This window comes from Paenibacillus sp. Soil522, assembly GCF_001428245.1.
Lineage (GTDB): Bacteria > Bacillota > Bacilli > Paenibacillales > Paenibacillaceae > Pristimantibacillus.
The window spans coordinates 90,136-107,283 of the sequence record NZ_LMRV01000088.1; the positions used below are offsets into that span (position 1 = coordinate 90,136).

Annotated in this window: 16 protein-coding genes and 1 other annotated feature; of the genes, 7 read left to right on the forward strand and 9 right to left on the reverse strand. The window is 46.2% G+C overall.

What is annotated here, in order from left to right:
* Window positions 1-5 precede the first annotated feature (5 nt).
* The gene (gene trpS, locus ASG81_RS25860; RefSeq protein WP_056641355.1) at window positions 6-995 is read right to left on the reverse strand and encodes a tryptophan--tRNA ligase; all 990 of its coding nucleotides are present in this window, start codon (window positions 993-995) and stop codon (window positions 6-8) included.
* A gap of 54 nt (window positions 996-1,049) precedes the next feature.
* Window positions 1,050-1,312 (reverse strand) — a binding site (T-box leader).
* A gap of 118 nt (window positions 1,313-1,430) precedes the next feature.
* Between trpS and ASG81_RS25865 the strand changes: the two genes are divergently transcribed.
* Both ASG81_RS25865 and ASG81_RS25870 read left to right on the forward strand, forming a co-directional pair.
* A complete protein-coding gene (locus tag ASG81_RS25865; RefSeq protein WP_056641358.1) occupies window positions 1,431-2,450 on the forward strand; it encodes a permease in 1,020 nt (339 codons plus the stop codon).
* The gene (locus tag ASG81_RS25870) at window positions 2,447-3,358 is read left to right on the forward strand and encodes a TIGR03943 family putative permease subunit (protein WP_056641361.1); all 912 of its coding nucleotides are present in this window, start codon (window positions 2,447-2,449) and stop codon (window positions 3,356-3,358) included. Before ASG81_RS25865 ends, ASG81_RS25870 begins: the two co-directional genes overlap by 4 nt.
* Window positions 3,359-3,398: 40 nt before the next feature.
* On the opposite strand, the gene ASG81_RS25875 is transcribed toward ASG81_RS25870, so the two are convergent.
* The gene (locus tag ASG81_RS25875; protein WP_056641364.1) at window positions 3,399-3,803 is read right to left on the reverse strand and encodes a hypothetical protein; all 405 of its coding nucleotides are present in this window, start codon (window positions 3,801-3,803) and stop codon (window positions 3,399-3,401) included.
* Between the two features lie 521 nt (window positions 3,804-4,324).
* On the opposite strand from ASG81_RS25875, the gene ASG81_RS25880 reads away from it, so the two are divergent.
* Entirely contained in the window at window positions 4,325-5,587 is a 1,263-nt protein-coding gene (locus ASG81_RS25880) for a methyl-accepting chemotaxis protein (protein ID WP_442952963.1), read from the forward strand.
* A gap of 60 nt (window positions 5,588-5,647) precedes the next feature.
* Here ASG81_RS25880 and ASG81_RS25885 read toward each other — a convergent pair whose 3' ends face one another.
* On the reverse strand, window positions 5,648-6,541 hold the full coding sequence (locus ASG81_RS25885) for a fumarylacetoacetate hydrolase family protein (RefSeq protein WP_056641370.1): 894 nt from the start codon (window positions 6,539-6,541) through the stop codon (window positions 5,648-5,650).
* Window positions 6,542-6,685: 144 nt separating this feature from the next.
* On the opposite strand from ASG81_RS25885, the gene ASG81_RS25890 reads away from it, so the two are divergent.
* Complete coding sequence (locus ASG81_RS25890; RefSeq protein WP_056641375.1) at window positions 6,686-7,537, forward strand: polysaccharide deacetylase family protein; 852 nt, start codon at window positions 6,686-6,688, stop codon at window positions 7,535-7,537.
* Window positions 7,538-7,577: 40 nt separating this feature from the next.
* Here ASG81_RS25890 and ASG81_RS33600 read toward each other — a convergent pair whose 3' ends face one another.
* From ASG81_RS33600 to yicI, 6 genes are all read right to left on the reverse strand, one after another.
* Entirely contained in the window at window positions 7,578-8,213 is a 636-nt protein-coding gene (locus tag ASG81_RS33600) for a 3D domain-containing protein (protein ID WP_056641378.1), read from the reverse strand.
* Between the two features lie 113 nt (window positions 8,214-8,326).
* Window positions 8,327-9,172 carry a CAP domain-containing protein gene (locus ASG81_RS25900; RefSeq protein WP_056641382.1) on the reverse strand — a complete coding sequence of 282 codons (846 nt, stop codon included), beginning with the start codon at window positions 9,170-9,172 and terminating at the stop codon, window positions 8,327-8,329.
* Between the two features lie 229 nt (window positions 9,173-9,401).
* Entirely contained in the window at window positions 9,402-10,094 is a 693-nt protein-coding gene (locus ASG81_RS25905; RefSeq protein ID WP_081417589.1) for a peptidoglycan recognition protein family protein, read from the reverse strand.
* A 138-nt stretch (window positions 10,095-10,232) separates the two neighbouring features.
* Window positions 10,233-11,255, reverse strand: coding sequence for a Gfo/Idh/MocA family protein (locus tag ASG81_RS25910; RefSeq protein WP_056641387.1), 1,023 nt, complete (start codon window positions 11,253-11,255; stop codon window positions 10,233-10,235).
* 30 nt (window positions 11,256-11,285) lie between these two features.
* Window positions 11,286-12,056: a sugar phosphate isomerase/epimerase family protein gene (locus ASG81_RS25915; RefSeq protein ID WP_056641390.1), complete on the reverse strand. Its 771-nt coding sequence runs from the start codon at window positions 12,054-12,056 to the stop codon at window positions 11,286-11,288.
* A 213-nt stretch (window positions 12,057-12,269) separates the two neighbouring features.
* Window positions 12,270-14,591, reverse strand: a complete 2,322-nt coding sequence (gene yicI / locus ASG81_RS25920) for an alpha-xylosidase (RefSeq protein WP_056641393.1) — start codon at window positions 14,589-14,591, stop codon at window positions 12,270-12,272.
* Window positions 14,592-14,762: 171 nt separating this feature from the next.
* On the opposite strand from yicI, the gene ASG81_RS25925 reads away from it, so the two are divergent.
* The 3 genes from ASG81_RS25925 (at window position 14,763) to ASG81_RS25935 (ending at window position 17,121) form a co-directional block, all read left to right on the forward strand.
* Window positions 14,763-15,674 (forward strand): AraC family transcriptional regulator, encoded by a 912-nt coding sequence (locus ASG81_RS25925; RefSeq protein ID WP_056641395.1) that lies wholly within the window; start codon window positions 14,763-14,765, stop codon window positions 15,672-15,674.
* A gap of 140 nt (window positions 15,675-15,814) precedes the next feature.
* The gene (locus tag ASG81_RS25930) at window positions 15,815-16,042 is read left to right on the forward strand and encodes a hypothetical protein (protein WP_056641398.1); all 228 of its coding nucleotides are present in this window, start codon (window positions 15,815-15,817) and stop codon (window positions 16,040-16,042) included.
* A gap of 179 nt (window positions 16,043-16,221) precedes the next feature.
* On the forward strand, window positions 16,222-17,121 hold the full coding sequence (locus ASG81_RS25935; protein WP_056641401.1) for an ArsR/SmtB family transcription factor: 900 nt from the start codon (window positions 16,222-16,224) through the stop codon (window positions 17,119-17,121).
* Window positions 17,122-17,148 lie beyond the last annotated feature (27 nt).

Sequence of the window (17,148 nt, forward strand, 5' to 3'; positions counted from 1 at the left end):
AACGTTTAGCCGCGAGGCGGAAGAAAGCCCATAAGTTCTTTCACTTCAGCAAGGGTACGGTCAGCGATAACGGAAGCGCGCTCAGCCCCTTGCTTTAAAATGTGATGAATTTCGCCTGAGCTGCGGATTTCGTTATATCTCGCTTGCAGCGGTTCAATGACCGAAACAACATGCTCCGCAAGCTCCTTCTTAAATGGTCCATAACCTTGACTCTCATAGCGGACCTCGATCTCTTCAATACTCATATTCGCGCAGTGAGAATAGATACTGATCAGGTTGCTGATTTCAGGCTTGTTAGCCGGATCATATTTAACTTCGCGGCCGGAATCAGTCGTCGCTCTGCTAATTTTTTTGCGGATGACATCCGGTGAATCAAGCAACGCAATAAAGCTGCCGACGTTCGGATTGCTTTTGCTCATTTTTTTGCTTGCGTCGTCGAGTGACATAATTCTGGCGCCTACTTTCGGAATATAAGGCTCCGGGATCGTAAAATATTTTCCGAACCTTGTATTGAAACGATGCGCCAAATCACGTGTTAGCTCCAGATGCTGCTTTTGATCATCGCCAACAGGCACGAGATCAGCGTTGTATACCAAGATATCGGCAGCCATGAGCGTGGGATAGACGAATAAGCCGGCGCCAACCGAATCTTTGCCCGCCGATTTATCTTTAAACTGCGTCATTCTCTCCAGCTCGCCCATGTTGGCGAGCGTCGTAAACAACCATCCCAGCTCAGCATGCGCACGCACGTGGGATTGGACGAATACGTTCGCTTTGAGCGGATCGATTCCTGCGGCTATAAACAATGCGGCTACCGCCTCCGTTTGCTCTCTCAGCGCAGCTGGATCCTGCGGCACCGAAATGGCATGCAAGTCGACAACCATAAAAAAACATTCCTCTGTATGCTGCAGCTTTACGAAGTTTTGCATGGCTCCGATATAATTTCCGAGTGTAAGCTGGCCGCTTGGCTGAATGCCGGAAAGCACTTTTTTCATTCCACTTCTACCCCATTTCATTCGAGTATAAAAAAACGCAAAAAATCCCCCGCCGCAAGGGACGAGGGACCGTGGTGCCACCCTAATTCGCTTATGGTACGCTTTTTTTATAAGAACTAAGCGCATAAAAATCCCATAAGCCTTGTTGCTCCATAACGGGGAGCTTCCGTACAAACATCTTCAGCAGCTGCTGCTGCCAGTTTCCGTTCATAGGCTCCGGGGCCCATTCAGCATCGACGCTTGCACCGGTTCGCAGCAACCACCGGCTCTCTGCACGCAATTCAATCGAGCTTACTTATTCCCATCATTGCATTTAAAACGATTATACATGTGTAGACGGTAAAGTCAAGCGTAAGAAAGTTGTCCTATTGTAAGAAGTTCAAGCATAAGCTATACTGTTAATCGTAATTCTTACAAAAAGAAAGGAATTTCATCATGCCGAAATTTTTTTTCCGCTTTGGCACTCCGCTGCTCGGAGCTTGCTGCCTCATCATGCTCGCACTTATTGTTACGAATCGAGAATTGCCCGTACATATTTTTAACGCTGCCAATCTGCAATCCTTCAAAATATTGTTTATAAGCATTATATTAGAAGCTTTTCCGTTTATACTGCTTGGCGTGTTGTTCTCTGCTTTGCTGCAAGTATTCGTCACCGATGAGCTCATTCGTAAATTCACGCCTAAAAACCCGGTCGGCGGAGTCCTTTTTGGCGCATTGCTTGGCCTGCTGTTCCCGTTATGCGAATGTGGAATGATTCCGGTCGTACGGCGTTTAATCCGTAAAGGCATGCCTGCCTATATCGGAATCGTATACCTTTTGGCCGGCCCCATCGTGAACCCGATCGTTTATGCGTCAACGTTCACCGCCTTTCGCACAACTCCTGAAATGGCCTATTCTCGAATGGGACTAGCCTTTGCCGTATCAGTTGTCGTCGGCTTGCTGCTATATAAATTTATGCGAAGCAACCCGCTTAAGGTGACTCCGGCATTGAATATCGTGCATCACGGCCATACTCATACCCATGATCATGGCGCTAACGGCAATGGGTTCCGTGGCAGAATCTCCTCGATTTTATCGCATGCTTCCGATGAGTTTTTTGAAATGGGAAAATATTTGATTTTCGGCGCTTTTTTAACCGCTGTTATTCAGACGGTTATTGAGCGCAGCACGCTTACTTCTTTTGCCGATCAGCCTTTTTTCTCGTATATATTCATGATGGCCTTTGCCTTTATTCTGTCGATTTGCTCCACTTCGGACGCGTTCATCGCTTCATCGTTCAACGGCGTGTTCGATTTCGGACCGCTGCTTGCCTTTCTTGTATTTGGGCCTATGGTCGATCTAAAAAACACGCTTATGCTGCTCACGACATTCCGCGTTAAGTTTGTATTCACACTCATTGCTTTAACCGCAGTACTGACCATTATCGGAGCTTGGATAACGGAGGTAATACGATGACACATCACCTGATACGAGCCGCTATATTGACGGGCTTTGCCATGTTAATCGTCTATTTGGACCGCACTGGCGAAATGATCCTGTACATCGCTCCGAGAATGGAGCTGTACGTGAAGCTTTCGGCGATCGGGCTCTACGCAGCAGCTATTTACCAAGTATATGCAGCTCTTCAGAAGCGAATGGGCAACCAAGCACCGGACTGTGATTGCGAACACGAGCCTTCTCCGTCTGTTTTCAAAAATATTGTAATTTACGGGTTGTTTGTATTTCCATTGCTGCTCGGGTTTCTCCTTCCAACCGGGACGCTTGGCAGCGCGCTTGCAGCAAAAAAAGGGATAAGCCTTTCGGGCAGCGCTGGTGTTGAACGGTCAATATCTCAAAGCTCGACTGCGCCTCACATCACCGATTCATCATCGGCCCCGCCGCCTTCAAATCAAGGGGAACAGGCTTCAGGCAGCTCAATAGATACCTTGTTTCCTTATGATGAATATACGGAAGCGCATGCCGCTTACGGAAAGAAGCTTTATACGCAAGGACTCATCTCCGTACCGGAGAAGCAATTCATTGAAACGTTAACGACGCTTGATCTTTACCGGGAAGCTTTCATAGGCAAAGAAGTTGAAATTACGGGCTTTGTTTACCGTGAGGAGGACATGGGCAAGGAACGCTTTGCCGTCAGCCGATTTGCCATGAACTGTTGTTCTGCTGACGCTTTGCCCTATGGACTAATGATTATTTGGCCTAAAGCTATGGATTACGCGGACGATGAATGGATAACTGTGAAGGGAACCCTGACTACCTCAACTTATCTGGATAATGAAATTCTAACTTTGGAGGCCGTCAAGCTGGAGCGAATCAAGGCGCCTGAATCACCGTATGTATATCCTGATCTGGATTTTGGACTTTAAGAAAACGAGCTGACGGTCGCCGTCAGCTCGTTTTTGATTATTATTGTGAATCCCATAAATCATTTTTTTTAGGATAGTAGCGTAAATTCCAGTTGGCCATATTGTAGTTAGATTCGAATAGTATACTTGCTGACCATGAGTTTGCACTTGGGCGAACGGAGAAATCGTACAAAATTTCGCCATGCGTCCATTCCCTTCTGTACCTGAGCGATTCGATCGCCATTTTTTTGAATGCTTGCACCTGCGCTGCGGTCAGCCCTTTATCCCCGTTCTCAAACTGCCCATTTTTGCTCTCGATCGGATGATGCCTGACGCCAAATTTCCCCACCGCATTATTCCGAATATGAATCAATACCGTACCTGCAGTTGCATTAGTCAGCTCACCCTCGAGCTGGCGAAACACAAATTCTACTTGACGTGCGAGTGAAACCGAATCCGTTTGCATACATTTTATCCTCCTTTATGATTTATTAGGTATGAGTTTCCATTTAGGTCTCACCGCATATTATATAGTTCATTTCTATCATTTTCAATATATAATTCAACATATTTTTTCATTTTTCGATTTATTTTGAGTACATTAATTTTTTTAATCCCTAATTTATACATATTTAAATAAGACTAATGATTATTATTCAGAAATTAAATGAATCTTCCGAACTAGAAGCTGCCAATCAGTATTGAATCTCGTCGCCTGCACCTTCTATATTGATCCTTTCTACTCATGTTCAGGAAATTTGAACCACCCCATACTTTATGGAAGTAAGTCCATAAAAAACATTCCAATTACCGATAATGGTATCATTTTCTAATTATTGTTACACCGAAAACATATTTAGTATTTTCCGAAATGCCGCTTGCGGTCGTATTTTTTATATTTATTTTTTGTGAATCGACAATTATAGACCAATTTCGAGACGAGTGCTATAATATGGATAATCTATTAAAAGGAGCGCTTACATAATGATCCAATGGTACTATTCGCTTTCTGTGCGCAACAAACTGCTTATTACGTCTTACCTTAATTTAGCGGTGTTTGCCCTCATTATGCTTCTCATTTTATCGGTATCAGGCGGCTCACTCATTGCTGGCATTATCGTTATAATCATTATGGCAATCGTGACATTCCCGCTTATTTCCTTCATTGAAAAATCGATCAACAATTCCTTCGATGAAATTAAGGGAACTGCACTACGAATTTCCAAAGGCGACTTCACTCAAAAAATCGACACCCATTCCTCATCCGCATTAGGCGAGCTTGGACATTCCTTTAACAGCATGATCGATAAGCTTCGCGACATCCTTACGGAAACGACTAACATCATCCGTCACGTGTCCGATACGAGTCACAGCATTTTCGATAAAAATAATAATATTCAAATCGCGATGCAGCAGGTTGCCGCTTCCGCCAACGAGCTTGCAACCGGGGCAAACGAGATTTCCGAAGATGTATCGGAGATGAGCGAGTCCATTACCGAGATCGAAGAGAAGGTTTCCGACTATGCTTCGTCCACGAAAGAGATGAATACACGCTCCGAGATGACGCTGCTGCTTGTTGACAAAGGTATGAAAGCTCTTGATGTACAAGCTGATGGCATGCGCCGCAACGTTGAGGCGACCGAGAAGGTATCCGCTACGATTGAAGAGCTTGCACGGAAAGCGCAAGGCATTAGCGCCATTACGACAACGATTTCTGATTTGGCTGAACAAACCAATCTTTTGTCCTTGAACGCCTCGATCGAGGCTGCCAGAGCAGGCGAGCACGGAAGAGGCTTCGCCGTTGTGGCATCTGAGGTTCGCAAGCTAGCCGAAGAATCCAGCGCATCAACAAAACAAGTGTTCAACCTGGTGAAGAGCATTGACGAAGGTATCAAGCATACGATAAGCAACATGAAAACGAACGAAGAGGTTGTCAAGCTGCAAGCCGAGCACATTAAGGAATCTGAGCTGGTATTCGCGGAAATCGTCCAAAGCGTTCAATTTATTACCGAGAAAATTTTCGTTTTTTCCCAAGAAAGCGATGCCATGCTTGAGAGCGCCCGTAAAATATCCGGGGCAATTCAAAACATTTCCGCGATCACGCAGCAATCTGCTGCTGGCACCGAGCAGGTATCGGCTTCCATGAACGAGCAAATTGCATCCGTACAGGCAGTCGTTGAAGAAACCGAGCGGATGCGAACGATGGCCGCTCAGCTGCTCAGGACGATAAATGTATTTAAAATGAAATAATTAATTGAAAAAAAGACCATCATCTTCCGCATACCGAGCGGGCAGATCATGATCTTTTTTTCAATTAGACGAGATCATCGTAACGGATAGCTCTCCCAGCTGTTCGATTTGAACCGCAACCTTATCACCGGACTTCAAATAAACGCGTTGATCCTTAGGATATCCGATCGCTACTCCTTCAGGCGTTCCTGTTAATATAACGTCGCCAGGCACGAGCGTCATATGCCTCGATATGTAGCTAATTATCGCGCGGCATGAGAAAATCATATCTGCCGTATTTGAATGCTGCTTTTGAATGCCATTAACGCTGCATGAGATGGTCAGCTTATCCGGATCGGCCACTTCATCCGAAGTGACGATGTAGGGTCCGATTGGAGCAAACCCGTCGCAGCTTTTACCCAGCAGCCACTGTGATGTTCGGCGCTGCAAGTTTCGAGCGGATAAATCGTTCGCACAGCTATAACCGAAGACATAGTCGAGTGCTTCAGCTTCTTCAATATTTTTTGCGGTTTTCCCGATAATAATTGCCAGCTCCGCTTCGTAATCAACTTCATCACTTGTTTGAGGCAGCTCAATACAATCGCCATGCGCACTAAGCGCATTCGCAAATTTGTTGAACAATATAGGCGAGGTCGGAATTTCTGCCTTCGTTTCCTCTGCATGCTTGCGGTAATTCAAGCCGACGCAAATAATTTTTTGCGGATTCATAACGACTGGTGCAAAGGAGAGGTTCGTTTCTTCAAGCATGTAAACGGTTTTAAAATTTTCTAAAACGGCTTTCATTACTGCTTCTAGCTGAGAAGCCGCCACTTCTCCGCCTCCTATAGCCTCTTCTATCGATTGAGGGGCAGCTAAGCCCAATTCTTGTGACGCAGCGGCAATATCGATAATCCCTTTCTCTACCTTCATACCCAGCCTCAATTGGTTCGATTGCTTATACTGCAAAAGCTTCATTCACATGCTCTCCTTTATATGGAAAATAAGATCTTCATTCATCTTAAGCCTCCCTTTTTTTATTGTAAAGCGCATGAAAGCAAAGCGTAGGGGTAAAATAGCGGCACAGCTCATTTATCATTCAATCACGGGGACTGATGCAGCATGTGGAACGCACCACAAAAAATATGGATGCCTATTGTGGCATTGACTTTAATAGGATGCCTATTGCTTTGCCTTACAGCCGATTCATATGCAGCTTCTGCCAGCGGACAGCAGCTTGCGCCAACCAAATCAGCTAATGACACAAAGAAACGGCACGTAGCCGACATGTCATGGGTAAAGCTCCACAAGCAATTTCCAAGCGCCTTTCTACTGAATGGACCTCGTCATACGAAGCAAATTGCGCTTACTTTCGATGATGCTCCCGATCCCAAATATACACCGGCCATTTTAGATATATTAGCAGAGCATGATGTTTGCGCCACTTTCTTTGTGGTTGGCAATCGCGCAGCCAAAAATCCTTCGATCGTGAAGCGGATACATAACGAAGGACATATTATTGGTAATCATTCATACGACCATGCTGAATTGTCAACCCTTACCTTAACGAATTATCAAAAGCAAATTTGGAAAACCGATGCTATTATCAAAAGCATGATCGGCTACTCTCCGCACTTTATCCGTCCCCCCTACGGTGAATTGCTGCCGCAGCAGGTGAGATGGAGCGAGCAGGCCGGCTTTACCATCGTCAATTGGGATGTGGACTCGGTAGATTGGAAGAACAATCCAAGCAGCGAAACCGTATTGCAAAATATAAAAAAAACGCTTCAGTCAGGATCAATCGTGCTTCAGCATGCAGGAGGAGGTATCGGCCAAGATTTATCCGGTACGGTTAATGCACTTCCGCAGCTTATCCAGCTTCTCCAAAGCAAAGGCTATGAGCTCGTAACGCTGCCCGAGCTTATTGACCAATCCGCCTCCCGCCAGCACAGCAAGAGCAAAAAAAACCGGTAATCCGCACAACATGAGCGGATTACCGGTTTTTCCTTGCAGCTTATTCTAAAATGAACACTTTAACGTTTTGGATACCAAACGACATGGCTTGGCTTGAAACGCCTGGAACGAAAATATCGATGCGATTGCCTTTAATCGCGCTGCCCGTATCGGTCGCTGTTGCAACCATACCGCCCTTGGGCAATCCGTTATAATCATAGCCAGTAACATAGAGCTTCGTACCAAGCGGGATCAATTTCGGATCAACCGCAATCGTGCCGACCTTAAGCTTATTGCCAAAATAATCGATGGGACCCCAACCATTTTCCGATGCCGCTGAAGTATAAGCAGTAGCTTGTACGATTAACGCTTTAGAGTAAGCGTATTCTTTACCATTCATGGCAGTGACCGATTTCGTAGTGTTAGCAGCCGCTGCCTTCAGCGTTACCGGTTTTTTGGCTGCTTTTGCTTCCGTGGACGGAATCGTAAGCTTTAAGCCTTTATACAAGTTAAGCGGATTAATTTTTGGATTCGCTTCCATCAATGTATCCAAAGGTACATTGTACTTCTTGGAAAGCTTCCAGAATGTATCATTGTCAGTCGCTATATGTGTTTTTGAAGCTGCGTCAACCGTTCCAGCCGCCATCATGACGGAAATTCCAATTAATGCTGCTGCTAAGGTACGTCTTTTAAACATGCGGTAAATCCTCCTGTGCTCTTCCGAAGTTTCACAACTACGGCAGCGTTATTGTAAAAAATCGTTAAGGGCGACAAGCGCCCTTAACGGTTATCAGTTATTCATTTAGACGATTAGCCGGTAAATTCTTGCACCCATTCGCCGTTTACATAACCAACGCCGATTTTAGTGAAGTTAGGGCTAAGAATGTTCGCGCGGTGACCTGCACTGTTCATCCATGCTGTCATAACCTCTTGCGGTGTTCTTTGACCGGAAGCGATATTCTCACCAGCGTAGGAATAAGTTACTCCGAAAGAACGCATCATATCAAATGGCGAGCCGTAAGTCGGCGAGTTGTGGCTGAAATAGTTGTTAACGTCCATGTCTCTTGCTTTCTCAATAGCTACCTTCGTAAGCAAAGCATCAGTCTTCAAAGCCGACAATCCAGCCTTCGCACGCTCTTGGTTCACTAAGTCGATTACTTGCGTTTGGAATGCAGTCGAGCTGGAAACTCCAGCGCTCGCGTTGCCAGTGCCTGTACTAGGTTTAGTCGTAGTACCAGTACCAGTGCCTGTGCTTGGTTTTGTTACCGTACCAGTGCCTGTGCTCGGTTTTGTTACCGTACCAGTGCCCGTGCTCGGTTTTGTTACCGTACCAGTTCCTGTGCTTGGCTTAGTTACTGTGCCAGTTCCTGTGCTTGGCTGCGTTGCTCCTGTAGAACCGCCTGCAGTTGGGAATTGAATCGTACCTCCATTAAGCAGCTTACTAAGATCTATACCGTATTTATCTGCAATTTGTTTAAAACTATCTTGGTTAAACATATCTTGGTTAAACGTAGTATTTTGGTTAAACGGACAGTTATAGTTGGAGAATGTTTTCACAGCCGGTGCTGCACCTGCCGTTGGAGCAGTAAAGCCTGCGCCGATCACTGTTGCTGCGAGTATGCTAGCGACACCTACACGTATTGGTTGCATCTTCATGAATAATTCCTCCTAATAAAATAAGTTTTTATTCAAAACGTCTGTCCGCTGATGCCTTTATTCAGCAGCGCATCCGTTTTGTTTGCGTGTTGTTCTTCCCGACGCCACTTATCTTATCATGGGGATTTGGCCGTTTCATGGCACAAAAACTGGTAATAGGTTGAAAACAGCTAGCAAAACAGCACCGTTACTGCATTATGAGAATATGCTCATCATGTTTTTTTGCGCTTTATTCTAATTGACCGCTAGCTTTACGCAGTTCATTCGCCAATCGGTGAATTTCATCGCGCTCTGCTTTTGTACCGGCGGCAAACCATGCCGGAGACAGCCATGTTGAGATGATTTTGTTTGCATCTTCCGGGCTCATAGCAGCGCTCCTCCAATCGCGAACGAGTTCTACGAATGAGGTTTTGTTAATCGAGTTTCCCGGACAAGTTTTGGCCGGATTCATCTCCCGATGAAACTTGATTTGATCATCAGGCAGCTTCCACATCGTTAAGATTAAACTCGTAAGTTTTACGGCCGTAGCCAGCTGTGCGCCTTCAAGCTTCTCGGCGCCAACGTCGAAATTTCCGATCATCTCAAACATAAACGGATGAATACGATCGTCATCCGGGTCGTTATAGCCCACTGATGATGCTGGCGGTGTAAGCAGCGAACGGCCCTCCCATATATAGCCGTCAGGATCGATGGTCGCATGCTGTGCGATATCGCCCCATTTTTGTGTAATCGTATGGAAACGCCACATCGCTTGAATGATCTTCATTTTATCTGTTGCTCTATGATAATCAGCAATCGTCGGCTTCCACGTTCCGTGTACATGAACCTGCGAGAACGTTACCTTTGAAACGAATGGCTTCAAGTAATCAACGTATTCCGCATAGGTGAATCTGCGGAAGTTTTTGCGTTCAACGGCCATCATGCATCGCTTCCTTTCGGTTAAACAATTGCTATATCATATGCTTTCATTTCAAGACCCGAAACGGCGGACATGCAAAAAAGCAGACCGCGGGAAACTTCCCTGGCCTGCTTTTTGTTCTAATAAAGGCATTCACGTTCATTAAGTTACACTTATAAACTTGCCTGTCGCTTGCGATTCGAATGCGCACAAAATGACTTTCAAGGATGCGCGGCCGTCTTCACCGCTTACTGCCGGCGTCGTGTCCGTTAGAATGCTTTTCACGAAAGCATCAATAACCCCGCTTGTTTCTTGATTGTCATTCGTCGAGATAGCGCCAACTTTATGCTTCTCAACCGTGCCGTTGCGCAGTTCAACAATAACTTGATCGTCCGGATGCGTACCGATTTTCATAACGCCGTTCTCGCACCATAGAATCGTGCTGTTGTCCTCGCCTTTGTAGTAAGTCCAGCTGGCAACAAGCGTACCGATTGCGCCGCTCTTCATGCGAAGCAAGCAGGACGAGTTATCGTCAACTTCGGTACCTTTCTTGTCAAGCGTGCCAACAAATCCAGCTACCTCTGAAACCTCATCATCCAGCATCCAGCGAATAAGATCGGATTTGTGAACGCCAAGATCGCCCATTGCGCCCATAATCGCTTCCGGTTTACGGAAAAACCAGCTGTTTGCGCCATCAATGCTCCAGCCTTCCGGTCCAGGGTGACCGAAGGAAGTGCGGAAAGTAAGTACTTTTCCAAGAATTCCTGATTGCAGCACTTGCTTAGCTTTCACATGAGGCGGCATGAAGCGTTGGTTGTGGCCAACCATCAAATGAACGCCGTTTTTCTTAGCAGCTTCGATCATCGCTTCTGCTTCTTCATCCGAAACAGCCATTGGCTTTTCTACAAGCACGTGAGCGCCTGCATTAGCAGCAGCAATGGACATAGACGCATGAAGCGCATTTGGCGTACATACGCTGACTGCGTCAGGCTTAACTTCTGCCAGCATCTTTTTAAAATCCGCATAAGCCTTGCCGCCATGCAGCTCGGCATATTTCTCAGCGCGCTCGATAACCGGGTCAACGAAAGCAACAAGCTCGACATTTTCATTAGCCGCATATTCCGGAATGTGACGGTATTTAGAAATGGAACCGCAACCTATAACTGCTACGCGTATTTTTGGCATCTTTATTTTCCCCTATCTATTTAAATTTGATTATTTGTTCAAATAATTCGTTTTCATCCATTCCATGCTTTCCGCAACAGCTTGCAGCGGCGGATTCGCGCATGTGTCCTGCTCGACGATAAGCCATTCTACAGATGCTTGCGAGGCAGCTTCAATGATTGACAGCAGCGGCAAATCACCGCGGCCCAGCTCAACCGTATCGATTTGTTTGCCTTTCTCGCCTGCACGGAAATCCTTCAGATGAAGAAGAGGCAAACGGCCTGCATATTTTGCAATGTAAGCAAGCGGATCGACTCCTGAATATTGCACCCAGCCGATATCCATCTCAACCTGCAAATATTGCGGATCTATTCGCTCATACAAAGCATCAAATACGATTTTGCCGTCGATTTCCACTTCAAATTCAAATTCATGATTATGATAAGCAAAAGCAATGCCCGCTTCACGGAAACGCTTTCCGTACTCTTCAAATTTCACAAGATGTCCGCGCCATGCTTCTGTATCGCGAGCGTCAGCGGGCAACCAAGGACAAATCGCATATTTTGCTCCGATCGTTTGAAGATAAGCAATTTCCTCATCAAGGCGCTCTTCGAGAAGCTGCAGGCCGATGTGGCTGCCGATTGCTTTCAAATTAAGCTCTTGCAGCAGGTCGCGCATCGCTTCCGCTTTGATATCTCCGTAGCCGGCAAATTCTACGCCCTCATAGCCCATTGCAGCAATTTGGCGAAGCGTGCCTTCGAAATCCTGTGCCGTAGCATCTCGTACAGTGTACAATTGCAAACCAACATTCATTCGTGTCATGTGAGTCGCTCTCCCTTATATCTTTTATTTTGATGTATTTGATTTTGCTTTCCGACTTTCATTATATCGACAGTTTCATAAGAAAAACAGCTGTTTAATTAGCCTTTTCTTATGCGATTTTGGTCAATGCCAGTTTAAAGCAGAGTGAAATAAGGAAAGGAACAGCTCTGACCCGGCCAACATATGGCTGTGACAGAGCTGCTCTATTATCATTTAAATGTTAACCGTAAATTCCAATTGCTTCGATCCGGATGAGAGCTGTGCAACGCTTCCGGTTACTACAGCTTGCGCGCCTTCTATAGAAACGATGTCTCCAAGTCCCTTCAGTGCGAACGAGAATGGTTTGCCGCTTCCGTCAACTTTAACCAAAATCGATCTGCCCTGGCGGCTTGCAGATACCGTCAGTTCCGTAGCTCCTTTTACATCGCGAACTATCGTTGCTGCTGATTTGCCGTCTTCCAAGTTATGAAGCTCAAACCTAACGCCATCGACATAGTCGTAATCCGGACGAACGTCATTTGCCCCAAGCGCAATAATGGAGTTTGGACGTACGAATAATGGAAGACTGAAGAAATCATACTTCTCTTTACGCCATGAGCCGCCCTGGGCGATTTCGCCGGACAACAGATGCGTCCATTTGCCAGCAGGCAAATAATAAGTGACGTTGCCTTGTTCGTTAAAAATAGGAGCTACGAGCAAAGAGTCCCCCAGCATATATTGACGATCAAGAATTTCACTTGTTGGATCTTCCGGGAATTCAAGAACCATGGCGCGCATCGAAGGCAAGCCCAGCTCGGTCGCTTGAACAGCCGTGTTGAACAAGTAAGGCATGATTCGGCACTTCAGCTTCGTGAAGAAGCGAGTTACATCAACCGCTTCCGTATCATATGCCCAAGGCACCCGGTACGATTTGCTTCCGTGAAGACGGCTGTGGCTGGACAACAAGCCGAATGCCAGCCAGCGCTTGAATACATGCTCAGGCGCCGTGTTTTCAAACCCGCCAATGTCGTGGCTCCAGAAGCCAAAGCCTGAGATGCCGAGCGACAAGCCGCCGCGCAGGCTTTCTGCCATCGACTCATAATCCGCGTAGCAGTCGCCGCCCCAGTGAACCGGAAACTTTTGGCCGCCAGCCGTAGCCGAACGCGCGAACAAGGCTGCTTCGTTTTTGCCAAGCTTCTCTTCGAGCACTTCAAACACTACTTTATTATAAAGCTGCGTGTAATAATTGTGCATCTTCATCGGATCGGAGCCGTCGAAGTAAGCAACATCCGTCGGGATACGCTCGCCGAAGTCTGTTTTAAAGCTGTCAACGCCCATGTCTACAAGCTCGCGCAGGTAACCTGCATACCATTCGCATGCCGCCGGGTTCGTGAAATCGACGAGCGCCATGCCCGGCTGCCACAAATCCCATTGCCATACGTTACCGTCTGGCCTCTTCAACAAATAGCCGTTTTGCTTGCCTTCCTCGAATAAGCGCGAGCGCTGAGCGATATATGGATTAATCCATACGCAAATTTTAAGCCCTTTCTCCTTCAAACGCGACAGCATGCCGACCGGATCTGGGAATACCCGCTCATCCCATTTGAAGTCCGTCCAGTGGAACTCGCGCATCCAGAAGCAGTCGAAGTGGAATACATGCAGCGGCAGGTCGCGCTCAGCCATACCGTCAACGAAGGAATTAACCGTCGCTTCATCATAATTGGTTGTGAAAGAGGTCGTGAGCCACAGACCGAATGTCCATGCCGGCGGCAGAGAAGGCTTGCCAGTCAAATCGGTATATTTGTTAAGCACATCTTTCATGCTTGGACCGTCGATAATAAAATATTCGAGTGATTCGCCTGCAACGCAAAATTGCACCTTTTTTACTTTCTCCGAAGCGATCTCGAACGATACAAGCTCCGGGTGATTGACGAATACGCCGTAGCCTTTATTCGTAATATAGAATGGAACGTTTTTGTACGATTGCTCGGAGCTTGTTCCGCCGTCTTTGTTCCATAGATCAACGACTTGTCCGTTTCTTACGAATGGCGTAAAGCGCTCGCCAAGACCGTAAACCCATTCGCCAACGCCTACATCCAGCTCTTCGCGCATGAAGGTATTTCCGTTATTTTCTTTAATGTAAGCCATTGATTTTTGCGTGCTGCCGGTAATGCGCTCGCCGCCCCGGTAGAAATCTACTGCCCAAACCGGGCCTTTGCGTATATGAACGCTTAGATTGCCGCTTGTTAGAACGGCCTCGTTTTCGTTTTCTTCAATGACGATATGATCGCCGGTTTGTGAGGAAAGCTCAAATACCGGACCGCGTTCGACAACCCCTGCATGATGCACAAGCTTCACACCGATAATACCTGGCAGCGGAGAATGAAAATGAACCGTTAACAGCATCGTATCAAGCATATTCGAGCGCGTTACGATTGGCTGCGGAGATGCATACGCCGTCAGTTTGCCATCATGTTGTTCGAAATCATGTACCTGTACAGCTCCTAATACTTTGTATTCATCACGAATGAGCCAGTTGCCGTCTGTAAATTTCATGGACTGAACCAACCTTCCTGTTATGTTTTATTTGCATTCCTACATAATTGCATTATACTGATACTTAATCGTATGATTCTAACATAATCATGCTCATCTATAGCACTATTCTGACGATACGCCTCTAAGTAAGCCAATCATCTCGAATCAGACGCAGGAGGCCCTTGCAAAATGGATCAAACGATTCGTCATTCATTGAAGGAAGACCGTCTGCACGGTGACAACATGTTCCCGCTTGCAGCCTATTGGATTGAGCATCATGAGGCTGGCGTCCCCGTTCTTGATTGCCACTGGCATGCAGAGGCTGAATTTTTTTATGTACTGTCCGGTGAAGTGCTGTTTCAGGTGGATACCGAATATTTTCCCGTTCGCGCGGGCGAGGCCGTATTTATAGACGGCGGCGATATTCACGCTGGACATGCACTGGGCGATACGGCCTGCTCATTTTGTGCAATTGTGTTCGACACTCATCTGCTTGCCAGCGCGAGCTATGATGCCGTGCAAGAACGCTTTATCTCTCCGCTTCAGGATAAGAAACGAACGTTTCCGCGACATATCCGGCCAGTCACAGATTGGGAACGCGCTCTGCTGCGTCATTTGCAAAGCATCATGAACGTCTGTGAAAGACAGACGCCCGGTCTTGAGACAGCCGTGAAAGGACACTTCTACTTAATGCTTCACGAAATCGCAGCAGAAGGCTGCTTCTGCAACCGCAGCGAGGCGAGTACGGCCGACACGACGAAGATTGACAGACTGAAGACAGCTATCGTTTATATGCAGCAAAATTTCCACCGTCCCATACGGATCTCTGAAATCGCCGATCAAATTCCGATGAGCGAAGGACAATTTTGCCGCTTCTTCAAAGCGATGACCAGACAAACGCCAATTGAGTACTTGAATGCCTATCGGATCAGACAAGCAACGGAGCTGCTGCTGAGGCCCGAGCTCAAAGTATCGGCGGTAGCGCTTGATGTAGGTTTCGATCACATTAGTTACTTCGTTAAAGTATTTCGCAAAATGATGAAATGTACACCTTCGCAGTTCCGCAAAAAACAGCTTGAAACGTCAGAACGCCGTCCATAATAAGAAAAAATGCTGTATTTAGCTGACTTTTTGCCAAAAGTTACAGCTTTGTAACCAAATACTCACCGAATTTTAAGAATTATTTAATAATTGTCAGTTACAATATAAAAAAAATCCTTCGCGGGATGGAGGTCTTTACCATGAAAACGATACTGATGTTTCAAAATAAAACGATACCTGTCTATTTAACCGATACGAATAAGCAAGCTATTGAAAAGCTATCCGCTGTACTGAACCGTAAGCTGACAACAGGCAAAAACGCATTGAAAACTTGTATCAAATCGTTAATTAGCGTGGAGATTGTAGGCAGTGAAGCTACTCTTCATTCCTATTTCGAGCGCGACACTTTGACCATTTCTCTTTACTAATCGAGCCATTCCATAAACCGTTCTTTTTTTCAATAAAAATGGGGTGTCCCAAAAGGCCTTTACAGGTCTTACGGGACACCCCATTTTTATTTATCTCATCTTATTAGTAAACTTTAAAGTTGTGTGCTTAACTTTCAGATTATATAATAAGGGCAAATAGATGAAATGAGGCGTTTTTCATGAACATCGAGGTTAATAGCCATAATTTAAAATTTCTTGAGTGCTTCGCTTCAGGCACAAGAGTAAAAATAATCGAGTTATTGAATCATAAGCCTATGAATATTAAGGAATTAGCGGAAGCGCTTAGCCTCTCGTCAGCTATCGTTACCAAACATATTCAGAAGCTCGAAGAGGCTTCGATTATTACGACAGAGAGCGTACCGAGTACAAGAGGCCGCCAAAAAATATGCCATCTGTCGCTCGATTCGGCAACGCTGCAATTCCGGGCTAAGGAGCAGACCGATCAAAATCGGTATGCCGTAACCATTCCGATCGGGCAATATTCCTCCTACGAAATAAAGCCGACCTGCGGCCTTGCCTCCGATACCAAAATGATCGGAATGATAGACGATCCCCGCTATTTCTCTGATCCCGAGCGTGTAAAGGCGTGCCATCTCTGGTTCGGCAGCGGCTATATCGAATATCGTATCCCTAACTACTTAGTAGGAAAACAGAGCGCCCGCAGCATTTCCGTTTCGCTCGAAATTTGCTCAGAAGCACCGCACTATAACGAAAATTGGCCTTCCGACCTCTCCTTCTATATCAATGACGTTTGCTTAGGCGTCTGGACCTGTCCAGGCGATTTTGGAGCGCTCCGGGGCGTTTATACGCCTGCATGGTGGGATCTTGGAACGCAGCATGGCTTACTCAAGCAAATAACGGTCGATGCGGAGGGCTCTTATATCGACGGCATTCGAATGTCTGATCGAACGATTAAGGATCTGCTCATCAGCTATGGGGAAGATATCAGATTCCGAATAAGCGCTCCCGAAACAGCTGCTCATAGCGGTGGTCTAAGTATGTTCGGCAAACAGTTCGGCAATTACGATCAGGATATTAGGGTTTACGTGTCATACTGACGGGATGCGATTCGCTTTCCAGCGTTA

Bases quoted from the DNA above. Each gene is read 5' to 3' on its own strand.
- trpS (WP_056641355.1), bottom strand. From the start codon at position 995: ATGAAAAAAGTGCTTTCCGGCATTCAGCCAAGCGGCCAGCTTACACTC.
- ASG81_RS25865 (WP_056641358.1), top strand. From the start codon at position 1,431: ATGCCGAAATTTTTTTTCCGCTTTGGCACTCCGCTGCTCGGAGCTTGC.
- ASG81_RS25870 (WP_056641361.1), top strand. From the start codon at position 2,447: ATGACACATCACCTGATACGAGCCGCTATATTGACGGGCTTTGCCATG.
- ASG81_RS25875 (WP_056641364.1), bottom strand. From the start codon at position 3,803: ATGCAAACGGATTCGGTTTCACTCGCACGTCAAGTAGAATTTGTGTTT.
- ASG81_RS25885 (WP_056641370.1), bottom strand. From the start codon at position 6,541: ATGAAGCTTTTGCAGTATAAGCAATCGAACCAATTGAGGCTGGGTATG.
- ASG81_RS25890 (WP_056641375.1), top strand. From the start codon at position 6,686: ATGTGGAACGCACCACAAAAAATATGGATGCCTATTGTGGCATTGACT.
- ASG81_RS33600 (WP_056641378.1), bottom strand. From the start codon at position 8,213: ATGTTTAAAAGACGTACCTTAGCAGCAGCATTAATTGGAATTTCCGTC.
- ASG81_RS25900 (WP_056641382.1), bottom strand. From the start codon at position 9,172: ATGAAGATGCAACCAATACGTGTAGGTGTCGCTAGCATACTCGCAGCA.
- ASG81_RS25905 (WP_081417589.1), bottom strand. From the start codon at position 10,094: ATGATGGCCGTTGAACGCAAAAACTTCCGCAGATTCACCTATGCGGAA.
- ASG81_RS25910 (WP_056641387.1), bottom strand. From the start codon at position 11,255: ATGCCAAAAATACGCGTAGCAGTTATAGGTTGCGGTTCCATTTCTAAA.
- ASG81_RS25915 (WP_056641390.1), bottom strand. From the start codon at position 12,056: ATGACACGAATGAATGTTGGTTTGCAATTGTACACTGTACGAGATGCT.
- yicI (WP_056641393.1), bottom strand. From the start codon at position 14,591: ATGAAATTTACAGACGGCAACTGGCTCATTCGTGATGAATACAAAGTA.
- ASG81_RS25925 (WP_056641395.1), top strand. From the start codon at position 14,763: ATGGATCAAACGATTCGTCATTCATTGAAGGAAGACCGTCTGCACGGT.
- ASG81_RS25930 (WP_056641398.1), top strand. From the start codon at position 15,815: ATGAAAACGATACTGATGTTTCAAAATAAAACGATACCTGTCTATTTA.
- ASG81_RS25935 (WP_056641401.1), top strand. From the start codon at position 16,222: ATGAACATCGAGGTTAATAGCCATAATTTAAAATTTCTTGAGTGCTTC.